16 protein-coding genes are annotated in these 20,647 nt (G+C 72.4%); 3 read left to right on the forward strand and 13 right to left on the reverse strand.

Annotation, left to right across the window (positions count from 1 at the left end; all coding sequences use genetic code 11):
- Window positions 1-301 precede the first annotated feature (301 nt).
- From ACIP67_RS14675 to ACIP67_RS14690, 4 genes are all read right to left on the reverse strand, one after another.
- Entirely contained in the window at window positions 302-2,812 is a 2,511-nt protein-coding gene (locus ACIP67_RS14675; protein WP_401691805.1) for a [protein-PII] uridylyltransferase, read from the reverse strand.
- A 26-nt stretch (window positions 2,813-2,838) separates the two neighbouring features.
- A complete protein-coding gene (locus ACIP67_RS14680) occupies window positions 2,839-3,177 on the reverse strand; it encodes a P-II family nitrogen regulator (RefSeq protein WP_003997576.1) in 339 nt (112 codons plus the stop codon).
- The gene (locus ACIP67_RS14685) at window positions 3,174-4,517 is read right to left on the reverse strand and encodes an ammonium transporter (RefSeq protein WP_401691807.1); all 1,344 of its coding nucleotides are present in this window, start codon (window positions 4,515-4,517) and stop codon (window positions 3,174-3,176) included. The genes ACIP67_RS14680 and ACIP67_RS14685 overlap by 4 nt, the downstream gene beginning before the upstream one ends.
- A gap of 321 nt (window positions 4,518-4,838) precedes the next feature.
- Window positions 4,839-6,332, reverse strand: a complete 1,494-nt coding sequence (locus tag ACIP67_RS14690; RefSeq protein WP_401691809.1) for a hypothetical protein — start codon at window positions 6,330-6,332, stop codon at window positions 4,839-4,841.
- A 449-nt stretch (window positions 6,333-6,781) separates the two neighbouring features.
- On the opposite strand from ACIP67_RS14690, the gene ACIP67_RS14695 reads away from it, so the two are divergent.
- A complete protein-coding gene (locus tag ACIP67_RS14695; protein ID WP_401691811.1) occupies window positions 6,782-7,444 on the forward strand; it encodes a bifunctional DNA primase/polymerase in 663 nt (220 codons plus the stop codon).
- A 326-nt stretch (window positions 7,445-7,770) separates the two neighbouring features.
- Here ACIP67_RS14695 and ftsY read toward each other — a convergent pair whose 3' ends face one another.
- The 5 genes from ftsY to ACIP67_RS14720 all read right to left on the reverse strand — a co-directional run bounded on the left by ftsY (window position 7,771) and on the right by ACIP67_RS14720 (window position 15,988).
- Window positions 7,771-8,973 (reverse strand): signal recognition particle-docking protein FtsY, encoded by a 1,203-nt coding sequence (gene ftsY / locus ACIP67_RS14700; RefSeq protein ID WP_401691813.1) that lies wholly within the window; start codon window positions 8,971-8,973, stop codon window positions 7,771-7,773.
- A 184-nt stretch (window positions 8,974-9,157) separates the two neighbouring features.
- Window positions 9,158-10,576, reverse strand: coding sequence for a sugar porter family MFS transporter (locus ACIP67_RS14705; RefSeq protein ID WP_401691815.1), 1,419 nt, complete (start codon window positions 10,574-10,576; stop codon window positions 9,158-9,160).
- Between the two features lie 265 nt (window positions 10,577-10,841).
- Entirely contained in the window at window positions 10,842-14,900 is a 4,059-nt protein-coding gene (locus tag ACIP67_RS14710) for an AAA family ATPase (protein WP_401691817.1), read from the reverse strand.
- Between the two features lie 221 nt (window positions 14,901-15,121).
- A complete protein-coding gene (locus tag ACIP67_RS14715) occupies window positions 15,122-15,325 on the reverse strand; it encodes a hypothetical protein (RefSeq protein WP_058922942.1) in 204 nt (67 codons plus the stop codon).
- A gap of 381 nt (window positions 15,326-15,706) precedes the next feature.
- Complete coding sequence (locus ACIP67_RS14720; protein ID WP_401691821.1) at window positions 15,707-15,988, reverse strand: acylphosphatase; 282 nt, start codon at window positions 15,986-15,988, stop codon at window positions 15,707-15,709.
- A 199-nt stretch (window positions 15,989-16,187) separates the two neighbouring features.
- Here ACIP67_RS14720 and ACIP67_RS14725 point away from each other — a divergent pair, with 199 nt between their 5' ends.
- Both ACIP67_RS14725 and ACIP67_RS14730 read left to right on the forward strand, forming a co-directional pair.
- Entirely contained in the window at window positions 16,188-17,369 is a 1,182-nt protein-coding gene (locus ACIP67_RS14725; protein ID WP_401691824.1) for a CAP domain-containing protein, read from the forward strand.
- Between the two features lie 98 nt (window positions 17,370-17,467).
- Window positions 17,468-17,869, forward strand: a complete 402-nt coding sequence (locus ACIP67_RS14730) for a winged helix-turn-helix transcriptional regulator (protein ID WP_401691826.1) — start codon at window positions 17,468-17,470, stop codon at window positions 17,867-17,869.
- Here the strand turns inward: ACIP67_RS14730 and mutM are convergent.
- The 4 genes from mutM to ACIP67_RS14750 form a co-directional block, all read right to left on the reverse strand.
- Entirely contained in the window at window positions 17,842-18,702 is an 861-nt protein-coding gene (mutM, locus tag ACIP67_RS14735) for a bifunctional DNA-formamidopyrimidine glycosylase/DNA-(apurinic or apyrimidinic site) lyase (RefSeq protein ID WP_401691828.1), read from the reverse strand. The genes ACIP67_RS14730 and mutM overlap by 28 nt on opposite strands.
- Before the next feature lie 119 nt (window positions 18,703-18,821).
- On the reverse strand, window positions 18,822-19,640 hold the full coding sequence (gene rnc, locus ACIP67_RS14740) for a ribonuclease III (RefSeq protein ID WP_401691831.1): 819 nt from the start codon (window positions 19,638-19,640) through the stop codon (window positions 18,822-18,824).
- Window positions 19,641-19,647: 7 nt separating this feature from the next.
- Window positions 19,648-19,821 (reverse strand): 50S ribosomal protein L32, encoded by a 174-nt coding sequence (gene rpmF / locus ACIP67_RS14745; protein WP_003951102.1) that lies wholly within the window; start codon window positions 19,819-19,821, stop codon window positions 19,648-19,650.
- A 2-nt stretch (window positions 19,822-19,823) separates the two neighbouring features.
- A complete protein-coding gene (locus ACIP67_RS14750; RefSeq protein ID WP_401691834.1) occupies window positions 19,824-20,477 on the reverse strand; it encodes a YceD family protein in 654 nt (217 codons plus the stop codon).
- Window positions 20,478-20,647 lie beyond the last annotated feature (170 nt).

Below are 20,647 nucleotides of genomic sequence, written 5' to 3' on the forward strand. Positions count from 1 at the left end.
GCGGGCGGCGACGCAGGATGTCCGCGCCGGTGGGGACAGCCGGGCTTGTCGCCGCGTCGGCGGGGCGGCCGGGCCAGGTGACACGGAACACGTCCGCGAGGACCGCCCGGGCGGTCCGCCGGGACCGCCCGGGCCCTGCGGCACCGAACACGTCGGCGGCCGGATCGCTCCCGCCGGGGCGGGGACGCAAGCCCCGCCCCGGCGGGGAGCACGCGGCCTCGGAGAGCCGCCCGTTGCCCCGCGGCGGACCATCCCCGCCACGGCGGGGAACACCGGGCCGACGCATGACATGACCGCCCGGTCACGCCCGCAGCATCTCCTCCAGCTTCCGCGCCACCGCCGTGGCCTCGTCCCCCGGCAGTGGCGCGCCCTCCGGCCCGGTGACGTAGAAGGCGTCGACGGCGTTGGCGCCGAGCGTGCTGACGTGCATGCTGCGCACCCGGACCGTCGCGTCCTCCAGCGCGGCCCCGATCCGGAACAGCAGCCCCGGCGCGTCCTGGGCGCGGACCTCGATCACGGTGGCCAGGCGGGAGGCCGCCGGGGCCACCGTCACGCGCGGCGGGGGCGCGACCACGCCGCGGCGCCGCGGATAGGCCGCGTCGCGCTCCGCAAGCCGGTTCGCGATGTCCAGGGTGCCGTCCAGGGCGCGGACGAGGTCGGCGCGGAGCCGGGCGGCCTGGGGCAGTGAGCCGTACTCGGCGGCGACCCGCCAGTTCAGCAGCAGGACGGAGCCCTCCACGCCGGCCGGCAGGTCCAGGGCCCGCAGTTCGGCGGTGCGCACGGTCAGCCGGTGCATGGCGAGGACGCCGGCCACCGCGGGCAGCACACCCGCCTGGTCGGGTACGGCGATGAGGAGTTCCACGCCGAGCGGCTCGGGGCCGCCGGGCGGCACTTCCGCCTCGGGCTCGGCCGGCGGCTCGGTCTGCGCGCGCAGTGCCAGCACCGGGCTGCCGGTCGCGACCGCCTCGATCGCCAGCCGCTCCTGTTCGGCGGTGGCCGCGGCGGCCTCCGGCTCCTCGGGGGTCTCCCCGGCGAGCACCGCCGAGACCCGTCGGACCAGGTCGGCGACGAGCGAGCCGCGCCAGGAGGACCAGGCGGCCGGACCGGTGGCCTGGGCGTCCGCCTCGGTGAGCGCGTGCAGCAGCTCCAGCGTCCCCTGCGCGCCGACCGCCTCGGCGACCGACCGCACGGTGGCCGGGTCCTCCAGGTCGCGCCGGGTGGCCGTCTCGACGAGCAGCAGGTGGTGGCGGACGAGGGTGGCGAGGACGGCGACGTCCGCGCGGTCGAAGCCGATACGGGCGGCCACGTCCCGGGCGATGATCTCGCCGGCCACGGAGTGGTCGCCGGGCCAGCCCTTGCCGATGTCGTGCAGCAGCGCGGCGACCAGGAGGAGGTCGGGGCGGCTGACGCGGCGGGTGAACTCGGAGGCGCGCACGGCGGTCTCGATGAGGTGCCGGTCGACGGTCCAGACGTGCACGGCGTTGCGCTGCGGCCGGCAGCGGACCCGCTCCCAGTCGGGCAGCAGGCGGGTGATCAGGCCCTCGGCCTCCAGGGCTTCCCAGACCTCGATCGTGGGCCGGCCGGAGCCGAGCAGGGTGACGAGTTGTTCGCGGGCCTCGGCGGGCCAGGGGGTGGGCAGGGGGCGCACGGTGGCCGCGAGGCGCCGTACGGCGTACAGGGAGAGCGGGAGGCCGGCCTGGGCGGCGGCGGCCGCGGCGCGCAGGGGGAGCACGGGGTCGCGTTCGGGGCGTGCGGCGCGGGCGAGCACCACCTCGCCGTCCTGCTCCACCACGCCTTCGGCGAGCGGGGAGCGCTCGGCGACCGGCTTTCCGCCGCCCAGCATGGCGCGCAGCCGCGGCCGCACGGCGCGCGACCGGAGCACCCTCCCCACCTCGCGCCAGGTGACGTCACTGGCGTAGGAGACGACGCGGGCGGCCTCGTAGACCTGGCGCAGGAGGGTGTCGGCGTCCAGGAGGCCCAGTTCGGCCGCGACCTGGTCCTGTTCCTGGAGGGCCAGGCGGTCGGTGGCGCGGCCGGTCGCCAGGTGCAGGGCGTCCCGGACGTCGAGCAGCCGGCGGCGGGCGTCGTCGAGGCCCTCGCGCGGGGCGTCGGCGAGCCAGGAGGCGGCGACGGCGCGCAGGGCGGTGGCGTCGCGCAGGCCGCCGCGGGCCTCCTTGAGGTCGGGTTCCAGCAGGTATTGCAGTTCGCCCTGGCGTTCGGCGCGCTCGGCGCAGAGTTCCTGGAGTTCGGGCAGGCGCCTGGGCGCCTGGTTGCGCCAGTCGGCCAGGACGGCCGTACGCAGTCCGGCGGTCAGGGCGAGGTCGCCGGCGAGGTGGCGGGCGTCCAGCAGGCCGAGCTGGACCTTCAGGTCCTCGCCGGCCGTTCTGCGGGCCTCCGCCGGGGTGCGCACGGAGTGGTCGAGCGCGAGGCCGAGGTCCCACACCGGGTACCAGAGGCGGTCGGCGAGGGCGGCGACCGCCTTGGGGTCGGTGCCGTCGTGCAGCAGGAGGAGGTCGAGGTCGCTGCGCGGGGACAGCTCGCCGCGGCCGTAGCCGCCGACGGCGACCAGGGACACGCCCTGCGGGGCCTCCCGTCGCCCGCCCCCGTCCCCGCGGGGGAGCCGGTCGGCGCCGTCCTCGTCCCGGGCGCCCGCGGTGAACAGGCCCGCGAGCCAGTCGTCGGTCAGTTCGGCGAGGGCCGCACGGCGCGGCGGCCCGGACCGCGCCCCCTCGGTGAGGAGGCGCAGCCGGGCCGCCGCGTAGCCGCTGGGTCCCGAGTCCTCTGCTTCGTTGCGCACGTCCGTACTCGTCACCCAGCGACTCCTGTTCTCTTCTTCGGTCAGAGCGCGTCCGGGCCGCGCTCGCCGGTGCGGACCCGTACGGCGGTCTCGACCGGCAGGGACCAGACCTTGCCGTCACCGATCTTGCCGGTGCGGGCCGCCTTGACGATGACGTCGATCAGCTGCTCGGCGTCGTCGTCCTCGGCCAGCACCTCGATGCGGATCTTGGGGACCAGGTCGACGGTGTACTCGGCACCGCGGTAGACCTCGGTGTGTCCCCGCTGACGACCGTAACCGCTGGCTTCGGTGACCGTCAGGCCGTGGACGCCGAAGGCCTGGAGGGCCTCCTTGATCTCGTCGAGCCGGTGGGGCTTGACGACGGCGGTGATGAGCTTCATGCGTCCACCTTCTTGCTCGCAGTGTCGGCGACCGGGGCCGGGACGGCCGTGGTGCGGGCGGCACCGCCGCCGGCACCACTGAAGTCGTATGCGGTCTCGGCGTGCTCGGCCTGGTCGATGCCGGCCACTTCCTCGTCCTCGGAGACGCGCATCCCGATCGTCTTGTGGAGGACGAAGGCGAGGACCGCGGAGACCACCAGCGAGTAGGCGAGGACCGCGAAGACGCCGGCGCACTGCTTCCAGAACTGGTCCAGGCCGCCGCCGTAGAAGAGGCCCGCGACATCGGACTGGCCCTTGCCGGTGGCGAAGAAGCCGATCAGCAGGGAGCCGACGACACCGCCGACCAGGTGGACGCCGATGACGTCCAGCGAGTCGTCGTAGCCGAACTTGTACTTCAGGCCGACGGCCATGGCGCACAGCAGGCCGGCGATGGCGCCGACGGCGATGGCGCCGAGCGGGGAGACCGCGCCGCCCGCGGGGGTGATGGCGACCAGACCGGCGACCGCGCCGGAGGCGGCGCCCAGCGTGGTGAACGCGCCGTGGCGGATCTTCTCGTAGACGAGCCAGGCGAGCATGGCGGCGGCGGTGGCGACCTGCGTGTTGACGAACATCAGCGCGCCGACGCCGTCGTCGTTGCCGAGCCACGAGCCGGCGTTGAAGCCGAACCAGCCGAACCACAGCAGGCCCGCGCCGAGCATGACCAGCGGGAGGCTGTGCGGGCGCATCGGGTCCTTCTTGAAGCCGACGCGCTTGCCGATGACCAGGATGACGCCGAGGGCGGCGGCACCGGCGTTGATGTGGACGGCCGTACCACCGGCGAAGTCGATGACACCGAGCTCGAAGGCCCAGCCGCCGGCGCCCCAGACCCAGTGGGCGACGGGGAAGTAGACGACGGTGACCCACAGGGCGATGAACAGCGCCCAGGCGCTGAACTTCACCCGGTCCGCGAGGGCGCCGCTGATCAGGGCGGGCGTGAGGATCGCGAACATCATCTGGAAGACCAGGAAGACGAAGACGGGGATGGTGTAGCCGTCCCACAGCTCCGTCAGGCCGATGTTGCTGAGGCCGACCCAGTCGGAGTTCCATCCGATGATGCTGCCGGAGTCCGTACCGAAGGCCAGGGAGAAGCCGTACAGCACCCACAGGATGGTGACGATGCCCAGGCTGATGAAGCTCATCATCAGCATGTTGAGGGTGCTCTTGACGCGGACCATGCCTCCGTAGAAGAAGGCCAGCGCCGGTGTCATGAGCATCACCAGGGCGGAACAGATGAGCATGAAGCCTGTGTTGGCGGACGACAGCGTGGGTGCGTCCGCCGCAAGCGTGATGGCAGCTGCCATCGGCGTCTCCTCGTCGTAGGTACGGCCCCGTGCGGGCGAAGCCTGAGCAATTGAGGGGTGGGCCGGTTATGCGCCATGAGATTGACGCAGCGCGGTTTCGGTCGAAGCCCCTCGTTGTTTCGCGGCCGTGACGAAGGCACCGTGTGTGTTACGCGTCGATGAACTGGCGGATATCGCCCGCGACGATCGTTATCGTGGCGCAACCTTCACCGGGGGAAGCGAACCGGCCGCGGTCGGCCTTCCGATGACCTGGCTGGGGGAGCCGAGTCGGGCAGTTCGGGAGGGCCGGCCGCGGCCGGGGCTCTGGGGACGCTCGCCGGGTCAGACCGCTTCCGCGGTCTCCGGCAGCTCGACGGCGAGCCGGTCGGTGAGATCGACGACCTCGCTGAGGTCACCGAAGTCGCGTACGGCGGTGTCGACGGTCTTTCGGATACGAGTGTTGACGCGTTCGGAGCGGACCTTCTTGGCTTCTTTCATCGCCTGCGCGGCGAGGACCGCGCTCTGCTCGGGCTCGCGCCGCAGCAGGTGGACGGTGGCCATGCCGATCAGGTTCAGCACGTACGACCGCTGGTGGTCGGGGTCCTCGGCGAACAGGTCGACGGCCCGCTGCATCAGGGGCTGGGCCAGCGAGGCGTAGGTGGGGCTGCGTCCGGCGACGTAGGCGAGGTCGCGGTAGGAGTGGGAGTTCTCGCCGTGGAGTTCGGCCTCGGAGAAGAAGCGGATCCAGTCGGGGTCGGGCTCGTCCCACTCCTCCGCGTCGGCGAAGGTGTCCTCGGCCATCCGGACCGCCCGCTTGCACCGGCCGGGCTGTCCCATGTTGGCGTAGGCGCGGGCCTCCATCGCATACAGCATGGACTGGGTGCGCGGGCTCGCGCAGTCACGGCTGCCGTACTGGGCGAGGTGGATCAGCTCCAGGGCGTCCTCGGGCCGTCCGAGGTGGATCATCTGGCGGCTCATGCTGGAGAGGACGTACGACCCGAGCGGCTTGTCGCCGGCCTCCTTGGCGGCGTGCAGGGCGAGCACGAAGTACTTCTGCGCGGTCGGCTGGAGCCCCACGTCGTACGACATCCAGCCGGCCAGCTCGGCCAGCTCGGCGGCGACCTTGAAGAGCTTGCGCGCGGTCTCCTCGGGCTGGGGCTCCTGGAGGAGGTCGGTCACCTCGTGCAGCTGTCCGACGACCGCCTTGCGGCGCAGTCCGCCGCCGCACTGGGCGTCCCACTGCCGGAACATCACGGTGGTGGACTCCAGCAGCTCCAGCTCGGGCCGGGAGAGCCGGCCGCGGGCACGGCTGGTCGGGACGGACGCCGCGTCCTCCCGCGGGGCGGGCGGGGAGGGGACGAGCCAGCGCTGCATGGGCTCGATGAGGGACGGGCCCGCGGACAGGGCCAGCGAGGTTCCGAGGAAGCCGCGCCGCGCCAGCATCAGGTCGCTGCGCGAGAACTCGCTGAGTTGGGCCACCGTCTGCGGACCCGTCCAGGGCAGGTCCACGCCGGTCGCGGCGGGTGTCTGCCGCATGGTGCGCAGACCGAGGTCCTCGACGGAGACGACACAGCCGAACCGCTCGGAGAACAGCTCGGACAGGATCTTCGGGATCGGTTCGCGGGGGTTCTCGCCGTCCAGCCAGCGGCGGACGCGGGAGGTGTCCGTGGAGATGTGGTTGGCGCCCAACTGGCGGGCACGGCGGTTCACTTGGCGGGCGAGCTCGCCCTTGGACCAGCCGCTGCGCACGAACCAGGAGGTGAGCAGCTCGTTGGGGTGCCTGTCAGCGTGCGCAGCGCTCCCAGCACCCGTCCCGCTTCCGCCGTTGCCGCTCACTGGAACGCCCCCATCCCTGAGACCACTTGTCGCCCGAGTGCGCCAAGCCTTATCAGAATGCCGGTGATCGCCGCTCGCCGTCCGTCGGTCGCCACCCTTCGAACGGAGGGCCGCCTTGCCCCCGGCATACCCACAGGGGCATGTGCCCCCGGGTCTCGCACACTCAACGTAGTCCCACGATCACGCGTCCAGCCATGGCGGTCCCGGAATCGCCACCATTCGCCACCCCTTCGAATGAACTCACGATGGCCGGTACGCGATTCACTTGACAGAGGACGGCCGAAAGCGGGCGGAGCGATGCGCCCAGGGGCGCGCACGGCCGGCCACACCACCCGCGACGCTTCAGAGCGCTGCCTGTTTCCGGCGGCACGGGGAAGGGCGTCAGTACACAGAGTGACGGAGAGGGCCCGTTACGTAACCATCGGTGCGTCGGACCCGTTGGAGGGGGCATGGGCTTCACGATCGGCGGCATTCGCGACATCCGCTCCGGCGCGCGCAGGCGCGGTCGCTCGTCCGAGTGCACCGCCGTCGCCGAGTTCACCGGCCTGTGGGGCTGGGACGTGGTGCCGGGCGCGCGCGCCACGGCGGGCACCTGCTCGTGCGGACGCGGCGACTGCCGCGCGCCGGGTGCGCACCCCTTGCCGTTCGCCCCGCGGGTCCCGGCGGGCGCCACGCTCGACGACGTGACGCGGACGTGGGCGGAGTTCCCGGGTGCCGCGGTGATGCTGCCGGTCGGGCGCGCCTTCGACGTGATCGAGGTGGCCGAGCCGGCCGGGCACCGCGCTCTGGTCCGGCTGGAGCGGATGGGGCTGCCGGTCGGTCCGGTGACCGCGACCCCCGAGGGCCGCGCCCAGTTCCTCGTCGCTCCCGGAGCCGCCCACGACCTCACCGGTCTGCTCTACCGCATGGGCTGGGACGACCCGGGCTCCCTGGACCTGCGCGGCCTCGGCCCGGGCGCGCACCTGACGGCTCCGCCCTCCGACCGGGGCGGACTCGGTCCGGTGCGCTGGCTGCGTCCGCCCGCCCTGGACGGGACGACCCGCCCGCCGGAGGCCCGGCTGCTGCTGGGGACGCTGGCATACGTGGCACACCGCTCCCGCACCCCGCACTGAGTCCACCGCCCGGTACACCACACGGAGTCCACCGCCCGGTACGCCGTGCCGAGCCCGCCGCCCGGTAGGCGCCGCGCCGAGCCCGCCGCACGGTAGGCGCCGCGCCGAGCCCGCCGCACGGTAGGCACCGCGCCGAGCCCGCCGTCCGTCACACCGCGCTGAGCCGGCCGTCCGCTACGCCGTGCCGGACTCGCTGTCCGGTGCACCGCGCCGGGTCCGCCACCGCATACGCCGCACTGGGACGTCCGTCCCGTACGCCGAAGCGCCCGCCCCCACTGCACTCGGGGGGCGGGCGCTTCTCGGCGGCGGGCGCGCTCAGCGGCCGGTCACGCTCCGACAAGGGCGTCAACGAACGCCTCCGGCTCGAACGGCGCCAGGTCGTCGGCGCCCTCGCCGAGCCCGACCAGCTTGACGGGCACGCCCAGCTCGCGCTGGACGGCGACGACGATGCCGCCCTTGGCCGTGCCGTCGAGCTTGGTCAGCACGATGCCGGTGATGTCGACGACCTCGGCGAAGACCCGGGCCTGGACGAGGCCGTTCTGCCCGGTGGTGGCGTCCAGGACGAGCAGCACCTCGTCGAGCGGGGCGTGCTTCTCCACGACGCGCTTGACCTTGCCGAGCTCGTCCATGAGCCCGGTCTTGGTGTGCAGCCGGCCGGCGGTGTCGATGAGGACCACGTCGACCCCCATCTCCTTGCCCTCCTTCACCGCGTCGAAGGCGACGGAGGCGGGGTCGCCGGCCTCCGGCCCGCGCACGGTGTGGGCGCCGACGCGCTCGCCCCAGGTCTGCAGCTGGTCGGCGGCGGCGGCCCGGAAGGTGTCGGCGGCGCCCAGCACGACCGTGCGGCCGTCGGCGACCAGGACACGGGCGAGCTTGCCGGTGGTGGTGGTCTTGCCGGTGCCGTTGACGCCGACGACCATCACGATGCCCGGCTTGCGGTTGTCGGGCTCGGTCTTCACGGTGCGGTCGACGTCGGTGCCGACCAGCTTGAGGAGTTCCTCGCGCAGCAGGCCGCGCAGCTCCTCGGGCGTGCGGGTGCCGAGCACCTTGACCCGCTCGCGCAGCCGCTCCACCAGCTCCTGGGTGGGCTGGACGCCGACGTCGGCGGTGAGGAGGGTGTCCTCGACCTCCTCCCAGGTGTCCTCGTCGAGGTGCTCGCGCGAGAGCAGCGTGAGCAGGCCCTTGCCGAGGGCGTTCTGGGAGCGGGAGAGGCGGGCGCGCAGGCGGACCAGGCGTCCCTCGGTGGGCTCCGGGATCTCGATCCCGGGAGCCTCGACGACAGGAGGCTCCTCCACGGCGGTGGGAGCGCCACCGCCCGGGAGGTCCACCTCCTCGATCGTGCGGCGCGGTTCGTCGCGCGGCGTCTCGGCCTCGTCGCCGACGTGCGGCTCGGCGGGAGGCGCGGTGATGTCGGGGGCGGAGGGCGGCGGCGGGGGCAGCGGCTTTCTGCGCCGGCTGCCGACGATGAGCCCGCCGATCGCGCCGAGCACGACCACGGCGATGACTACAGCAAGGATGACGGTTTCCATAACCCGTCCAGTATCCATCCCGGCCCGCGGCGGGGCCCTGCTCCACGGGGGGTGTCTTGGGCGGGGGAAGCGTGCAAGGCGTACCGCCCCGGCTCGGGTGACGAGCCGGGGCGGTACGCCTTACGGGGGCGAGGAGAGGGGCAGCGGGGGTGAGGCCCCGTCTCCTCGGGTCCGGGGAGGGCGGTCAGCCCATCTCCTCCAGCGCCTTGCCCTTCGTCTCCTTGACGTACTTGAGGACGAACGGGATGGAGAGCGCGGCGAAGACCGTGTAGATCACGTAGGTGCCGGAGAGGTTCCAGTCGGCCAGGGACGGGAAGCTCGCGGTGATGGCCCAGTTGGCGATCCACTGCGCGGCGGCGGCCACGCCCAGGGCGGCGGCGCGGATCTTGTTCGGGAACATCTCGCCGAGGAAGACCCAGACGACCACACCCCAGGACAGGGCGAAGAAGAGGACGAACACGTGGGCGGCGATCAGGGCGATCCAGCCCTGCGTGGCCGGCAGCTTGCCGTCGACCAGGTCGAAGGAGAACGCCCAGGCCTCCAGCGCGAGGCCGATCACCATGCCGACGGAGCCGATCAGGGCGAGCGGCTTGCGGCCGACGCGGTCCACGAAGATCATCGCGATCACGGTGCCGACGATGTTGATGATCGACGTGGTGAACGAGTAGAAGAACGAGTCCGCCGGGTCGACGCCGACCGACTGCCACAGCGTCGAGGAGTAGTAGAACGCGACGTTGATGCCGACGAACTGCTGGAAGACCGACAGGCCGATACCGATCCAGACGATCGGCTTGAAGAAGAAGGAGCCGCCGAGCAGGTCCTTGAAGCTCGACTTGTGCTCGCTCTTCATACCGTGCTCGATCTCGGCGACGCGCGCGTCGAGGTCGACGTTCCGGCCCTCGACCTCGGTGAGGATCTCGCGGGCGCGCTCGTGCTTGCCGACGGAGATCAGGAAGCGCGGCGACTCGGGGATGGCGAAGGAGAGCAGGCCGTAGAGGACGGCCGGGACGACCATGACGCCGAGCATGACCTGCCAGGCCTCCAGGCCCATCAGCTCACCGCGCTGGTCACCGCCGGCGGCGTTCAGCAGGCCCCAGTTGACCAGCTGCGAGATCGCGATGCCGACGACGATCGCGGCCTGCTGGAAGGAGCCGAGGCGGCCGCGGTAGGCGGGCGGGGCGACCTCGGCGATGTAGGCCGGGCCGATGACCGAGGCCATGCCGATGGCGAAGCCGCCGACGACGCGCCAGAAGGCGAGGTCCCACAGGGCGAACGGGAGGGCCGAGCCGACCGCGCTGATGGTGAAGAGGACGGCGGCGATCTGCATGCACCGGATGCGGCCGATGCGGTCGGCTATGCGGCCGGCGGTCGCGGCGCCGACGGCGCAGCCGATCAGGGCGATGGCGATGACCTGGGCCAGGGCCGCGGAGCCGACGTCGTAGCGGTCACGGATGGCCTCGACCGCGCCGTTGATCACGGAGCTGTCGTAGCCGAAAAGGAAGCCGCCCATCGCGGCCGCCGCGGCGATGAAGATGACGTGCCCGAGATGATCGGGGTGAGCCGTCCCGGCTCCTGACTTGGGTGCCTGCGCTGTGCTGGTCACGTGTACTCCTCGGGCCACCGGCAACGCCGCCGGTGTGGATCTGCCCTTCGAGGTAGGTCCTACCTGAAGGTGAAAGCAACGTAAGCGAGGGTATGCCTTCAAGTTTCGAAGTCAATAGGTGAGCGGGTGTGAGAAAAGCGGCACGCGCGAGGGGGGTGCGTTCAAGACTTGAAGAGTTGATCTCGTGCGCAGGCCGCCCGGTGCGTGCGGCCCGTGCGTGCGGCCCGTGCGTGCGGCCCGTGCGGTGCGGCCTGGGCCCCAGGACCTAGCGGAGCCGCTGGGAGATCACCTTCGACACACCGTCGCCCTGCATGGAGACGCCGTAGAGCGCGTCGGCGACCTCCATCGTGCGCTTCTGGTGCGTGATCACGATCAGCTGCGAGGACTCCTGGAGCTCCTGCATGATGCGGATGAGCCGTTGCAGGTTGGTGTCGTCGAGAGCGGCCTCGACCTCGTCCATCACGTAGAACGGGCTGGGCCGCGCCTTGAAGATCGACACCAGCATCGCGACGGCGGTGAGCGACCGCTCGCCACCCGAGAGCAGGCTGAGCCGCTTGACCTTCTTGCCCGGCGGCCGGGCCTCGACGTCGACGCCCGTGGTCAGCATGTTGTCCGGGTCGGTCAGGACCAGCCGCCCCTCTCCCCCGGGGAAGAGCCGGCCGAACACGCCCTCGAACTCCCGGGCGGTGTCCCGGAACGCCTCCGCGAAGACCCGCTCGACACGCTCGTCGACCTCCTTCACCACCTGGAGCAGGTCGGCGCGCGTCTTCTTGAGGTCCTCCAGCTGCTCGCTGAGGAACTGGTGGCGTTCCTCCAGCGCGGCGAACTCCTCCAGGGCGAGCGGGTTCACCTTGCCGAGCTGCTGGTAGGCGCGTTCCGCCGTCCTCAGCCGCTTCTCCTGCGCGGCCCGCACGAAGGGGGTGGGCCGGTTGCGCGGATGCTCGGGGTCGTCCGGCAGCTCCTCGCCCTCGGCGGGGGGCGAGGGCGGCACCAGTTGGTGCGGTCCGTACTCGGACACCAGCCCGGCCGGTTCGACACCCAGTTCCTCCAGCGCCTTGGTCTCCAACTGCTCGATCCGCAGCCGTTTCTCGGCGCCGAGTACCTCGCCCCGGTGAACTGAATCCGTCAACTTGTCGAGCTCGGCCTTGAGGTCGCGCCCGGCACCGCGGGCGGCGGCCAGTTCCTGCTCCCGTCGGGTCTTGGCGGCCTCGGCGGCGACGCGTTCGGCGTCGGCCCGGCGGACCGAGACCTCGATGTGCGCGAGCAGCTGCCGGGCGCCGGAGGCGACGGCCTCCGCCACCGCGGCCTCGTGCCGCAGCCGCGCCCGCCGCCGCTCGGCACGCGCGCGTGCCTCGCGTTCGGCCCGCGCGCCCCGGTCGAGCGCGTCGGCCCGCCCGGCCAGCCCCTTGACCCGCTCCTCGTGCGTACGGACCTGGAGCCGGGCCTCCATCTCGGTCTGCCGCGCGTTGGCCCCGTCGGCGGCGAGCCGGTCACGCACCGACGTGTCCGGTTCCTCCTCGACGGGCATCTCCTCGGCGACCGCCAGCCGCTCGGCCAGTTCCTCGGCCTCCTCGACGGCCCTGTCGAGCGCCTCCTGCGCGCGGGCGGCGGCAGCGGTGGACCGCTCCGCCTCCCCGGCGGCGGCGCCGCGGGCCTGCCCGGCGAGCCGCCCGAGCTGCTGGGCGACGGCCGACTTCTCCCGCTCGGCCGCCCGCCCGCGCTGCCCGAGCTCCTCGACGCGCCCGACGCATTCCGTGCGCCGCTCCCCCGCCGCCCGTTGTGCCTCGGCCAGCTCCTCGCACCGCACCGCGAGCTCCTCCAGCTCGGCGGCGGCCTCGTCCACCGACGCCTGCACCTCCAGCAGGCTCGGCGCCCCGGCGGACCCGCCCTGCGCGAAGTGCGCCCCCAGCAGGTCGCCCTCCGCGGTCACGGCGGTCAGCTCGGGCCGGGCGTACACGAGGTTCTCGGCGTCCTCCAGCGTCCCGACGACGACGATTCCGCGCAGCAGACGTCGTACGGCGGGCATGAGGTCGGCCGGGGCACGGACGAGATCGGCGGCGAAGGGGGGTGCGGCGGGTGGGCGGGGGGCGGCACCGGGGTGGGCGCGGGAGCCGGTGGTGACGCACGGGCCGTTGGCGGCGCCGGCGTCGGCGGGCGTGTCGGAGCCGACGGGGGTGTCGGGGGTGTCGGGGTCGGCGGTGGTGTCGGGGTCGGCGGGGGTTCCGGAGCTGGCGGGGGTGTCGGAGCCGACGGTGGTGTCGGGGTCGGCGGTGGCGAAACCGCCGGTGGCGTCGGGGCCGGTAGTGACCTCGGGGCCGGGGGCGCTCACCAGAGGGGCAGCAGTGCCGGAGCCGAGGGCGCCCACCGAAGAGGCAGCAGTGCCGGAGCCGAGGGCGCCCACCGAAGAGGCAGCGGTGCCGGAGCCGAGGGCGCCCACCGGGGAGGCAGCAGTACCGGAGCCGAGGGCGCCCACCGAAGAGGCAGCAGTGCCGGAGCCGAGGGCGCCCACCGAAGAGGCAGCGGTGCCGGAGCCGAGGGCGCCCACCGGGGAGGCCGTGCTGTCGGAGGCTGCGGCGCCCGCCGGAGGGGCGGTGCTGTCCGGTGTGTCCGTGGCCAGCAGCAGGGCCGCCCGTCCCGCGTCCTGCTTGCGCAGCAGCCGGAGGGCGTCCGCGGCCGCCGACGGGGTGGTCACGGCGAGGGCGTCTGCGGCGGCGCCGAGGGCGGCGGCGAGGGGGACCTCGTAGCCGGGGGTGACGGTGAGGAGTTCCGCGGCGGGGCCGAGCAGGCCGGTGAGACGGTCCCGCGCGCCGAGCAGGGCGCCCGTGCCGTCCTTGCGGCGCAGGCCCAGGGCGAGAGCCTCGTGCCGGGCCTGGGTCGCGGCGCGCCTGCGTTCGGCGGCGGTGGCCGCCTCGCGGGCGGTGCTCAGCGCGGCCTCCGCCTCGGCGAGCTGCCGCTTCGCCGCCTCGTGCTGTGCGGTGAGCTCGGCGTCGCCGGCGTCGAGGCCGTCGACCTCCGCCTTCAGGGCCTCGTACTCCTCCTGCGCGACGGCGGCCCGTTCCCGGGCCTCGTCCCGGGCGGCGGCCAGGCGGCCGATCTCGGCCTGGGCGGACGCGGCGCGGGAGCGGGCAGCGTTGACCTGGCCGTGCAGCCGGGCGAGCCCTTCGCGGCGGTCGGCGATGGCCCGGGCGACGTCTTTCAGGCGCCGTTCCTCGACGGCCAGTTCACGCTCCAGGTCGGCGCGGTGGGCGACGGTGTCCTCGAGGGCCCGCTGCGCCGCCTCCAGCGCCGCCTCCAGCTCGGCCTCCTGCTCACGGATGCGGGCGGCCTCGCGCTCCATGTCCTCGGGGTCCCGGCCGCGCCGTTCCTCGGGCGGCGCGGAGGTGGCGCTCTTCACGCGCGCGTCGGCCAGCGAGATCGTGCCGCGGACCCGTTCGGCGAGCTGGGACAGCTCGTACCAGGTCTGCTGGGCGCGCTGGAGCCGGGGTGTCAGCCGGCGGACCTCGTCCTCCAGGTGCGCCTCCCGCCGGAGGGCCTGTTCCAGCTCCCGCTCGGCGGCCTCCTTGCGCTCCTTCAGCGCGGCCTCGTCGGCCACCTCCGCCCGCAGTGCCTCCCGCAGCCGTACGAGATCGTCGGCGAGCAGTCTCAGGCGGGCGTCGCGCAGGTCGGCCTGGATGACGGCGGCGCGGCGGGCGACGGCGGCCTGCCGGCCGAGGGGCTTCAGCTGGCGCCGCAGCTCGTCCGTCAGGTCCTGCACGCGCGCGAGGTTGGCCTGCATCGCGTCCAGTTTCCTGAGCGCCTTCTCCTTGCGCCTGCGGTGCTTGAGGACGCCCGCGGCCTCCTCGATGAAGGCGCGGCGGCCCATGGGGTCGGCGTGCAGGACGGAGTCGAGCTGGCCCTGGCCGACGATGACGTGCATCTCACGGCCGATGCCGGAGTCGCTCAGCAGCTCCTGGATGTCCAGCAGACGGCAGGTGTCGCCGTTGATCTGGTATTCGCTGCCGCCGTTGCGGAACATGATCCGCGTGATGGTGACCTCGGCGTACTCGATGGGCAGGGCGCCGTCGGAGTTGTCGATGGTCAGGGACACCTCGGCGCGGCCCAGCGGGGGGCGCCCGGTGGTGCCGGCGAAGATGACGTCCTCCATCTTGCCGCCGCGCAGGGATTTGGCGCCCTGTTCGCCCATGACCCAGCTGAGCGCGTCCACCACGTTGGACTTGCCCGAGCCGTTCGGTCCGACGACGCACGTGATCCCCGGCTCGAACCGGAGTGTGGTGGCCGAGGCGAACGACTTGAACCCGCGGAGGGTCAGGGCCTTGAGGTGCACGGCGGTGGACTCTACCGCCCGGGAATGTCCCACTCCATGAACCCGCGGTTTCACCCATGAACGCGCAGGGCACACCACTCGTTAAAGAGACTGAAAGGATGCGCGGGGGAAAGAAAGAAGGGACGCCGAAGCGTCCCTTGCAACTTCTGTCAACTAAGCGGTCCGACGCGGCTGAAAAAGTCGCCCGACCACTGCGTGTGCTGTTGTGGAGCGTGCAGTGATCAGGTGAGCGCAGGCTCCGCCTGGTGTGCGTCGATGCTCTCCATGATCCTGTCGTGAGAAGCGGCAGCCGTCAGGGCGTCGTTCTCGGCCTGAATCCGTACGAGCTCGGATTCCAGGTCCTGGACGCGCTGCTGGAGCCGTCGCATCTCGGCGAGGAGTCGCGGGTCGGAGCCGCCGACGTAACCGAGAAGCGCCTTTGCCATGATGGATGGTCCTCCACACTGAGTGACCGACCGAAGCGGTGTGGGTCGTGAGGGATTCGCACCCGCGATGCTTGGCAGGAATCTTGTTCGTGCTGCCGTTCATCCATGCCAAACTGCTAGGTGCGCGGGGTGCTTTCAGCGTCTCACCAAAAAGTTTGACGGTCAACACGATCACGCCCCGTATCGGCGGGTAACCCCGGGCGCGCGGCCGGAAACGGCGGCGCTGCGACTCCTGCGGGGCCCCGGGGGGCGTGGCGATCATCCTTACGTGCGGAGCCTGCCACCACAAGCGATTCTTGGCAATAACCTGCTCGTTTCCGCTTCGGGCAGATGCCGGTGGCATGTCCCTCCGCTTTTCCGGGGCGTCCTCGCGCCGAGTCGTCAGCGGATCGCGAAGCCGTCGTAACCGCCGCGCGGTGTGTCCCATATCTCGGTGACTCCGTCCACGCGCCCGGGCGTGTCGTCACCCTGAAGCCAATCGAGCAGCGCTTCGACGTTCTTGTGCGGCCCCTCGGCCACCACCTGGACGCGCCCGTCGGCCAGATTGAGAGCAAAACCACTCACGCCGCCGATCTCCAGCGCCTTGGCCCGCGCGAACCAGCGGAAACCCACGCCCTGGACGTGTCCGCGCACCCAGGCGACCAGCCTTACATCCTCGCTCATGGGTGCAACCTAACCAGGCAATGTCTCTGGGGACACTTCCTCCCCCAGCGCCATGCGGTACCGTCCCCACCCAATGAATCTCATATGAAACTCACTCGATCGAGTGAGTCAGGTTGACCATTTGGAGTCATGCGCCACAGGGCGTCGGGTCGACCGCGGGGGGGACCGCTCAGACCAGTTGGACGAGGAAGGCCAGGACATGGGACGCCACCGACGCTCCGCCGCCGGCCGCGCCGCCACGGGCCGCGCCACGGGGGTCACCCGCACCGACGGATCGCACCCGGAAGGGCACGCGCGGCAGGGCGGGTACACCGGCGATCACCCGGCGGCGGCGACGGGGATCGCTCCGTACCTGAACCCGGAGGCGTACGCCGAGTCGGTGGCCAGAAGCCAGGAGTACCTCTTCGCGACGGACGAAGCGCACACGCGGGCGCCGGCCGACTCGACCGACACCGCGGTGCTCTCCTCGGACGGGTTCACGCCGGGCGACGCACCGGGCCGGTCCGGCCCGGGAGACGACGGCGCGGAGCGCGCGGGACCGGGGCGCCGCAGGAAGAGGGCGGTGACGCCGGTCCGTACGGGCCTGCTCGGGGTGTCCGCGGCCGTGGCCCTCGGCACGGTCGCGGTGGCAACGGGCGCCGTGCCGGGCCTCGACAACTACCGGTTCGGCGGCGGCTCGGCCGACAAGGTCCAGGCCGCCGACTCGCCGACCAACTCCGCCTCCGAGCAGGGCGGCACCTCCGACTCCCTGGCGGCCGGCCGGGACGGCGCGTCCGCCGGCAGCGGCGCCGGACGGTCCGCGTCGCCCTCGGCCCGGGCTTCGGCGTCGCCCACCCCCTCGGCCTCCAAGGCGTCCCCGAGCGCCTCGCCGTCGGCCGGGCAGTCGACGGCGGCCCCGACGGAGGAGCCGCGGAAGACCCCGCAGGAGACGGCACAGCAGACCCCCTCGAAGACGGCCACGAAAGCGCCGGAGAAGACCAGCGCCCCGGTGACGGTCTCGGCGGAGGCGCAGGCGGCGGCGGAGGTGCTGAAGCTGGTCAACGAGGAGCGGTCCAAGGTCGGGTGCAGCGCCCTCTCCGCCAACAGCGCGCTGGCCGGCCTCGCCCAGAGCTTCAGCGAGGACATGGCCGCGCGCGGCTTCTTCGACCACACCGACCCGGACGGGGCGACCCCGTGGGACAGGGCGGCGAAGGCCGGCATATCCGACCTGGGCGGCGAGAACATAGCCCGGGGCCAGGCCGACGCCGCGGCGGTGATGGAGGCCTGGATGAACAGCCCCGGCCACCGCGCCAACATACTGAACTGCGACTTCACCACGCTGGGCGTGGGTGTCCACTTCGGGTCCGGCGGCCCCTGGTGGACCCAGGACTTCGGCTACTGACCGGACCGTCCCCGCCCCGCACGCACCCCGCACTACCGCAACTAACTACTGGATAGCGCAATCTGTCGGCCAGCGCTGCCCTCACGTACGCTGGCGCCATGACCCGTACCCAGGAGCGCACGGAGGAGCAGGACCTCCCGTACGACGTGTTCGCCAGGGCCTGCCCCTCGCGCGGCACGCTGGAGCACGTCACCGGGCGCTGGGGCGCGCTCACCCTGGGAGCGCTGCACGAGGGCTCCCTGCGCTTCAACGAGTTGCGCCGCCGGGTCGACGGCGTGAGCGAGAAGATGCTCTCCCAGACGCTGCACGCGCTGGAGCGCGACGGCCTGGTGCACCGTGAGGCCCAGCCGACCAACCCGCCCCGCGTGGACTACGAACTCACCCTGCTGGGCCACGAGGTCACCGAGCGGCTGCTCGGGCTGATCCACCTGGTGGAGAGCCGCATGGACGACGTCCTCGCGGCCCGCTCGCGCTACGACGAGACGCGCGGCGCCCTCTGACACTTCGGGCAGAAGTAGCTGGACCGGTTCATCCACGGACGTCGGCGCATCGGCGTGCCGCAGCGCTTGCAGGGCAGGTCCTCACGCCCGTAGGCGTCCAGCGACCGGTCGAAGTAGCCCGACTCGCCGTTGACGTTGACGTACAGGCTGTCGAAGCTGGTGCCGCCGACGGCAAGGGCGGCGTTCATCACGTCCCGGACGTGTCCGAGGAGTTCGGCCGTGCGGGGACGGGTGAGGGTGGCGGTCGGGCGGTCGTAGTGGAGGCGGGAGCGCCACAGGGCCTCGTCCGCGTAGATGTTGCCGACGCCGCTGATCAGGGACTGGTCGAGCAGCGCCCGCTTGATCGTCGTCCGCTTCCGGCGCAGCGCCCGGTGGAAGGCCTCGTCGTCGAACAGCGGGTCGAGGGGGTCGCGGGCGATGTGCGAGATGACGTCGGGCAGGCCGTCCGGTGTGGTGTCGTGCAGCGACAGCCCGCCGAAGGTGCGCTGGTCGACGAAGCGGAGCTCGGTGGCGAGGGCGTCGGCGAAGCGGACGCGGATGCGCAGGTGCTTCTCGTCGGGCGACCCCTGCGGCTGCACCAGGAGCTGACCGCTCATGCCCAGGTGGGCGAGGATCGCCCGGTCGGTGTCCTCCAGCGGCAGCCAGAGGTACTTGCCGCGACGGCTGGGAACGCCGACGCGGTGGCCCTTGAGGCGGTGCGTGAAGTCGTCGGCGCCGGCGAGGTGACGGCGTACGGCGCGCGGGTGCAGCACCTCCGCCTCGGCGACCGTGCGGTGGGCGACCCACCGCTCCAGGCCGCGCCGGACGACCTCGACCTCGGGCAACTCGGGCATGGTCTCCCTGTCACTCCCTCTGTGCGCGGGTGGCTCCGCACGGGCCGAGCGCCCACCCCGGAGCGGGGCGGGCGCTCGGTTCGCGCTGTACGTCGGTGCGCCGCGGGCGGACCCGCGGCTCAGGCGGAGGCGGACTCGGGGCCCGCACTGCCGTCGACGGCCTGGAGGGTGTCGGCCTCCTTGGCCCGCTCGTCCGCCGCGGCCCGGATGGACCGCCACGCGGACTCGGCAGCCTGCTGCTCCGCCTCCTTCTTGCTGCGGCCGGTGCCGGTGCCGTACGAGACGCCTCCGACGCGGGCAGCAGCGGTGAAGGTCTTCTCGTGGTCGGGACCGGTCTCCGTGACCAGGTACTCGGGCACGCCGAGCCCCTCGGTCGCGGTGAGCTCCTGGAGGCTGGTCTTCCAGTCCAGGCCGGCACCGAGGTTGGAGGACTTCTCGATCAGCGGGTCGAACAGGCGGTGCACCAGTTCGGAGGCCGCGTCGAGGCCCTGGTCGAGATAGACCGCGCCGATCACCGCTTCCAGGGTGTCGGCGAGGATGGACGCCTTGTCCCGGCCGCCCGTGCCCTCTTCACCGCGGCCCAGCCGGATGAAGGAGCCCAGGTCGAGGCCGCGACCGACCTCCGCCAGCGCACGCGAGTTGACCACCGCGGCCCGCAGCTTGGCCAGTTGGCCCTCGGGCAGGTCGGGGTGGGTGCGGTACAGCGTGTCCGTGACGACGAGGCCGAGCACGGAGTCCCCGAGGAACTCCAGCCGCTCGTTCGTCGGCAGACCGCCGTTCTCGTACGCGTAGGAGCGGTGGGTCAGCGCACGCACCAGAAGGGCGGACTCGACGTGGTAGCCGAGCCGCCCTTCCAGAAGCGTGTGGGACGAGGCCGTGGTGTCCGCCTTCTTCCTGGCGGTCGAGTCCGCCTTGGCGTCAGACATGAAGCCTCTCACCAGCCGCTCAGACCTCGAGGACCTGGCGCTTGTTGTAGGTGCCGCACGACGGGCACGCGATGTGCTGCTGCTTGGGCTCGTGGCAGCGCTCGCACGCAACCAGGGTGGGGACCGCAGCCTTCCACTGCGACCGGCGGTGGCGCGTGTTGCTGCGCGACATCTTCCGCTTCGGAACAGCCACGGCTACTTCTCCTGCTTCTCGTCGGCGTGCGCTGAAGGAAGCGCGCCGCCGCTCATCTCGTCCTTCTCGCCGTCTTCGAGTGAACCGGCGAGTCCCTGCAATGCCGCCCAACGGATGTCGACGGCGTCATGGTGGTGGTCCGGGTCGTCCGCGAGCCGTGCTCCGCACTCGGAGCACAGGCCGGGGCAGTCGTCCTGGCACACCGGCTGCATCGGCAGTGCGAGCACCACCGCATCACGCAGCACGGGTTCGAGGTCGAACAGGCCGTCCTCGAGAAAGAGCGTGTCCTCGTCTTCCTCGGCGTCGTCGGCCGGTTCCGCCTTCACGCGGCCCCGGTCGTCGGCGTCAGGGTACGAGAACATCTCCTGGAAGTCCGCTTCGAGCGTGAGCTCCAGCGGCTCCAGACACCTTACGCACTCCCCCTCGGCCCGTGCACGGGCGGTGCCTGTGACGAGCACCCCTTCCATGACCGACTCGAGGCGGAGCTCCAGCTCCACCGGGGCGCCTTCCGGCACTCCGATGACTCCCTGGACACCGAGGTCCCGGGGGGCGTCGATCGTACGGGTCAGGCGCTGCAGCGCACCTGGCCGCCGACCCAGCTCGTGCGTGTCGAACACGAGGGGGTTGCGGTGGTCGAGGCGGGCGTTGGGTGCCATTCCTGCTTTCGATCTTCCGAGCTGACGAGGGTGCTGCCCTCCGGTGTTCCGGGCAGCGGCGATCGCGGACGTCTGCGAAGTCAGCGAAGCGCACACGCGACCGAAGGGCCAGGATACTGGAGCTTTCGCTCTCAGCCCAATCGGGTGTCCGCCGCCCCGGCCGTCCCAGG

The sequence above is a fragment of the Streptomyces sp. NPDC088812 genome (assembly GCF_044750285.1).
Lineage (GTDB): Bacteria > Actinomycetota > Actinomycetes > Streptomycetales > Streptomycetaceae > Streptomyces.